This window comes from Cryobacterium sp. RTC2.1 (assembly GCF_035018685.1).
In the GTDB taxonomy this organism is placed as follows: domain Bacteria; phylum Actinomycetota; class Actinomycetes; order Actinomycetales; family Microbacteriaceae; genus Cryobacterium; species Cryobacterium glucosi.
Map to the genome: position 1 here is coordinate 1 of NZ_JASJXJ010000206.1, position 5,594 is coordinate 5,594.

Consider the following 5,594-nt stretch of genomic DNA (forward strand, 5'->3'; position numbering starts at 1 on the left):
CCCCATTTCTTGGGCGGGATTTGCTGGCCTGATTTTTAGCGCTCATTTGGCAGGAAACCAGCCGCTAACTTGGCAGGAATCCAGCGCCGAAACGGCCTACAAAGAGTTGATCACACACACAGTCGGAGAAGCATTCAGTGCGTCACCCCAACCGTTCAAGCCGCTGCTCGATTAGGGGTAGGTACGCAGCCTCTTTTTCAAAGCCGATTGACCTTCTGCCAGCTCGAGCGCACGCCTCTAGTGTCGTGCCCGTGCCAGCGAACGGGTCCAGAACAAGTTGGCCTGGGCGAGTCACTAATTGTACGAGCCAATCCATGACAGCCAGAGATTTGACGGTAGGCCCACTCATCCCACCCACCTCGGGTCTCTCGCTCTTCGATGCCTTCGGGTGATGGAAGAAAGTCTGGTAGAAACGTGTTGCGTCTTCGTTGCGACCGCGAGTCGATAGGCCTTGATCGTGCACCTGGGCTACAGGACATTCCCGGAGACAATGATTTTTGGTACAGCGTTCCGTATGGTGCAAGAGAACGTTGCTCGGCAGGCGACCCGCCGGCGGCGGTGTTGACTTAGCTCCCGCAGGGCGATCCACTCGCCATGTCTGGTTTCCATTGACAATGCCTGGCGTTCGACTGCGGTTCTCCATACCAGCGGGTATTCGACATGCATCGACATTCAGCCCCCCGACCCCGCCGGCTGCTATCACGTTTGCCATTGATTCCCGCGGCGACTTGTTGCGGAACATGAGGATCGGCTCCAACGCAGGCCTGAGCATGTTGCCAAATCCAACATAGTCACGGGCAGCGTCGGTGGCTCCGACACGCGTCAGTTCCGCGTCTAGATGCCGAAATCCGGCCGCGAAACCTTGGCCGTGGATAAGCGCGAGACAATCGACTACCTCGAAACCGGCATCCTCAATTGCGACCGACATTCGGGCGAAGGTCTTGGGATGACCGAACGCGAGGAGATTGCTCCCCGGCTTCATGACCCGGCGTACCTCCTGCCAGAAGTCCGGGTTCATCGCGATCTTGGAACGGTCCCAATGAGGACGCCCATACTCATTCTTCGTCAGCCCGATTGCGAACGGCGGGTCAGTCAACACACAATCAAACATTGAAGGCGGGAAGTCCTTGAGTAGATCCCACGCGTCGCCATGCAGAACCGAGACAAGCTCTCTTTTGGAACGGCTGTCGATCTCTTGAGTTGTCATCTAGCCACAACCATAACGGGGCCACGGGGCGGGTCACCGCGCATGTCCATGCGGTCCGGAAGGTTCGCGGCACAGTTGACCTGGCTCGACTAGTTCCGTCGACGGGCGGAAGACACCAAACGATCGTGGTCCGCCGGCGTTCAGTCACCCCCACTCACTCCAGAAACCGCTTCGGGCTGCACAAAACAGAAAACTGTCCCGCGCATGTACTCCGTGGATCGGGGATTCCCGCTCCGGCCAAGCAACCGGAAAGTACAGACACATCATGACGCTCACGTCGTTTCAGACATCACCCCGAACTCCACTCCTCACGGCAAAGGAGGTTTCCGAGATTCTGCGCGTCCCGCTGGCAACCCTCTACAAATGGCGGACTACAGGCGGCGGCCCGGAAGGCCATTTTGTTGGGCGTTACCTGCGTTTCACCCAACAGGCTGTCGACGTTTGGTTCATGGCCGGTGGGAACAAATCGTCCAGCGTCGTAGTGAGGATGGTGGCCAGGGCTGCAGCAAAGGCCGAGGACGTCAACCGTGGCTAATCGGATCCTCCCCGTTGGGGGCTCGCCTTTCGGGAAGGTTTCCACACGCCTGCTCCCGAATGGGAACTTTCAGGCGAAAGCGCGCATCCGTTTTGAAGAAGGTGGGAGGCTCTACCCTTTCACTGCTCAGGACGCTGATGAGGACCTCGCCGTCCAAGCTCTAAAGACCAAGCTCCTTTCCGCCACTGAACCCGCTGCCAAGCCGAGGCGCCGGGTGGACCTGGATGGTGTCCAGATTGCCGAGGAGTTCACGACCGAAATCCATAGGACTCGGCCAAATACGCTGGTTCGAGATGCCGTCGCGCTGTGGTTCCAATCCGTAGACAGCGACCCACTGCGCCGCGCCCAGACTAGGGATGCATATCGGCAGGTCGCACTCATTTTGCTGGCTAAATATGGGCACAAGGAAATTCAACAGCTCGATGCGGGCGACCTCAAACGCTATTTCACGTCGCTCTCGCATTCGCAACCCTCCGCTGCGCGACGAGTCCGATGGATGCTCAAGCATGTCGTGGCAGACTCCGTTTTGGACAAGGCGCTGTCGCACAACATTGTCGCGGAAACACCGACCATACCGCGCGCAGCGCAGGAGCCGCCCGAAGTTCTCAGCGCGGGAGATTTCCAGCACATGAGGCAGTTGGTTTTCGCGTGGCGCACAGCGCGAGCCGGCGTCGGCGGTGCTCAGCGAGATAGGTCATTCGTCCTCACTGATGTGGTCGAAATCTTGGGTGGAACGGGACTTCGCATAAATGAGCTTCTGGGCCTGAGGCATCGAGATGTGGACTACGTAAATCGAACCGTCAGTGTTTGCGGGACCCTCGTCGAATTGAAGGGTTTGGGATTGCACTATCAGGCCGCTACAAAGACCATGGCCGGCAAGCGCACGATAACGCTGCCGAAATTTGCACTCGACGCGCTTTCGCGCCAGGCAGCGCTCAACGGTCACCCGGAATACGTCTTCTCGACGGGCACAGGAAATTTCGTGAACTCGCACAATATTGGGCGCTCATGGCGCGCGGCCCGGCTTGGCACGTCATTGGACTGGGTCGAGATGAAGACGCTGCGGGCATGCGTCGCTTCCTGGATTGAAGAAGAAGACGACCTCGCCGCGGCATCCGCCCAACTGGGGCACGCCCTCCCGTACATCGAGGGCTCCAAGGTCACCGCCAAGTACTACATCGGGAGAAAGCGCCGTCGAGTGGTCGACAATTCGGCCATCCTCAGCGACCTGCTGGGCCCCAATGTGGCGAATGAAAGTGGCGACTGAAAATCCCACCAAAAAGAAAACCCCCGCAATCTCAATGATTGCGGGGGTTTTTACGTGCGCCCGAAGGGATTCGAACCCCCAACCTTCTGATCCGTAGTCAGATGCTCTATCCGTTGAGCTACGAGCGCATGTGTCAGGCGAAATCCTTCGCGAAGACAACTTAGAAACTATAACAGATTTCCCGGCCCCTCCCGTTCGAGGGCAGGTGGGAGAGGCGCGGATGCCGCGCTCAGGCGGGTTCCCCTGCCGCAGGCGCTGCGGCATCCGCCCCGCTCTTCGGGGTGCGGATGCCGAGCCACGACACGAGTGCGCCGGCGAACATGAGCGTGGCGGTGACCAGCAGGACCCGCTGGAACCCGGCGACGCCGAGCTGTTCGCCGGCGATCGTGCCGGCGAAGGCGATCATGATGAGTCCGGCGACCCGGGAGACGGCGTTGTTGATCGCCGAGCCGATTCCGGCCTGCTCAGGATGGATGGAGCCGAGCACGGCGCCCGTCAGGGGTGCCACCGTGATCGAGAGCCCGAGGCCCACGACGGCGATGCCGGGGATCACGGTGCGCCAGACATCCACCGGGGGAACGGCCAGGGTCAGGATCAGGAAGCCGATGCCCGCCACGATCGGACCCAGGGTCATGAAGAGTCGCGGGCCGAACCGGCCGGCGAGCCCGCCGAACAATGTCGAGAAGAACAGCATCATCAGGGTCGCCGGGATGCCCGCGAGTCCCGCGCTCGTCGCCGAGAGGCCGCCGACCTGTTGCAGGTAGACGGCGAAGATGAAGAAACCGAGGCTCAGCGCACCGTAGATGCCGACGGTCGCGAGGTTGCCTGCCCAGAAATTGCGCACCCGGAAGAGGCCGAGGGGCATCATCGGGTGCGGAGCGCGCGCCTCCCACCAGAGGAACGCGGCGAGGGAGAGCAGCCCGAAGACGAGCGGCAGGTACACGATGGGACTGCCCCAGCCGAGCCGACCCTGCTCGATGAGCGCGAAAACGGGACCGCCGAGGCCGACGACGGCGAGGCAGGCCCCGGCGACGTCGATCCGGGCGGCCGGAGCGGTGCGCGCCGGTTCCCGCACTCCGGCGAGCACGATGAGGGTCGCCACGATCGGGAGCACGTTGATCGCGAACACGAGCCGCCAGCTGCTCGTGTCGACCAGGACGCCGCCGAGGATGGGCCCGGCGATGCCCGCGATGCCGGTCCAGCCTGTCCAGACGCCGATCGCCCGGCCCTGGGCAGGACCGGTGAACGTCGAGGTGATGAGCGCGAGGGAGCTCGGAACGAGAAGGGCGGCAGCAGCGCCCTGCAGGATCCGCGCGACGACGAGGGCGGCGCCCCACGGTGCGACGGCGCACGCGAGAGAAGTGATCCCGAACCAGATCAGGCCGACCCGCAGAACGCGCACCCGGCCGAAGGTATCCGAGAGCGAGCCGGCCACGAGGATCAGGGCGCCGAGGGAGAGCAGGTAGCCGTCGACGACCCACTGCTGCAGGGTGAGGCCGCCGCCGAGTTCGCGGGAGATCGCGGGGAGTGCGACGTTGACGATGGACCCGTCGAGGAACGCGACGAAGGAGGAGAGGACGGCGACGATCAGGATGCGGCGTTCGCGAGGAGTCACCCGGCAATCTAACCCCGGATCCCGGACGAAGTGAACCCGCGCCCCGGGGTAGCCGGTGCGCGGAGCGGGTGCAACACTGGCGCCATGACCCCGAGCCGTAATACCCAGGCCTCCTACGACTATTCCGGGCTGCGTGCCCTGTTCATCAATTGCACGCTCAAGCGGAGCCCCGAAGCCAGCAATACCCAGGCGATCATCGACCTGAGCATGAACCTGATGCACGAGCAGGGCGTCTACGCCGAAACGATCCGGGCGATCGACCACGACATCGCGACCGGCGTCTATCCCGACATGACGGAGCACGGCTGGAAGACGGATGCCTGGCCGGCGCTCTTCGACAAGGTGCAGACGGCGGACATCCTCGTGATCGGCGGCCCGATCTGGCTCGGCGACAACAGTTCGGTGACGAAACGCGTGATCGAGCGGCTCTACGCGATGAGTGGAGAGTTCAACGACAAGGGCCAGTACGTCTATTACGGCAAGGTCGGCGGCGCCATCATCACCGGCAACGAGGATGGCGTGAAGCACTGCTCGTCGAACATCCTCTACAGCCTGCAGCACATCGGCTACTCGATCCCGCCGGCCGCGGACGCCGGTTGGATCGGCGAGATCGGGCCGGGTCCGAGCTACCTGGACGCCGGGTCCGGCGGCCCCCTGAACGACTTCACCAACCGCAACACGACCTTCATGACCTGGAACCTGATGCACCTCGCGGCGATCCTGAAGGCCAACGGCGGCTTCCCCGCCTACGGGAACCTCCGCAAGGACTGGGACTCCGGCGAGCGCTTCGGCTTCGAGCCCAACCCCGAGTACCGCTGAACCGAACCCGGTACCCACCAGAACCCACCAGAACCCCGACCCAGACCCAGACCCACCACCCACACGAAGGACCATGAACCGTCCCGGTTTTCATGCCGCCGTTTTGTTGGCGGCTTCGATATCTATCGGGCCGTTTGTTTCAGCGTAGTAG

5 protein-coding genes and 1 tRNA gene are annotated in these 5,594 nt (G+C 62.4%); 3 read left to right on the plus strand and 3 right to left on the minus strand.

Annotated elements, in window-relative coordinates:
* Window positions 1-142: 142 nt before the first annotated feature.
* Window positions 143-1,207 (minus strand): DNA-methyltransferase, encoded by a 1,065-nt coding sequence (locus QN357_RS17580; protein WP_322188736.1) that lies wholly within the window; start codon window positions 1,205-1,207, stop codon window positions 143-145.
* A gap of 265 nt (window positions 1,208-1,472) precedes the next feature.
* Between QN357_RS17580 and QN357_RS17585 the strand changes: the two genes are divergently transcribed.
* A complete protein-coding gene (locus QN357_RS17585; RefSeq protein WP_322188738.1) occupies window positions 1,473-1,742 on the plus strand; it encodes a helix-turn-helix domain-containing protein in 270 nt (89 codons plus the stop codon).
* A complete protein-coding gene (locus QN357_RS17590) occupies window positions 1,735-3,009 on the plus strand; it encodes a tyrosine-type recombinase/integrase (protein ID WP_323505284.1) in 1,275 nt (424 codons plus the stop codon). The genes QN357_RS17585 and QN357_RS17590 overlap by 8 nt, the downstream gene beginning before the upstream one ends.
* Window positions 3,010-3,064: 55 nt before the next feature.
* On the opposite strand, the gene QN357_RS17595 is transcribed toward QN357_RS17590, so the two are convergent.
* Window positions 3,065-3,137 (minus strand) — tRNA-Arg (locus QN357_RS17595).
* 101 nt (window positions 3,138-3,238) lie between these two features.
* Complete coding sequence (locus QN357_RS17600) at window positions 3,239-4,624, minus strand: MFS transporter (protein WP_134558641.1); 1,386 nt, start codon at window positions 4,622-4,624, stop codon at window positions 3,239-3,241.
* 84 nt (window positions 4,625-4,708) lie between these two features.
* Between QN357_RS17600 and QN357_RS17605 the strand changes: the two genes are divergently transcribed.
* On the plus strand, window positions 4,709-5,443 hold the full coding sequence (locus QN357_RS17605) for a flavodoxin family protein (RefSeq protein ID WP_134562039.1): 735 nt from the start codon (window positions 4,709-4,711) through the stop codon (window positions 5,441-5,443).
* Window positions 5,444-5,594: the final 151 nt, after the last annotated feature.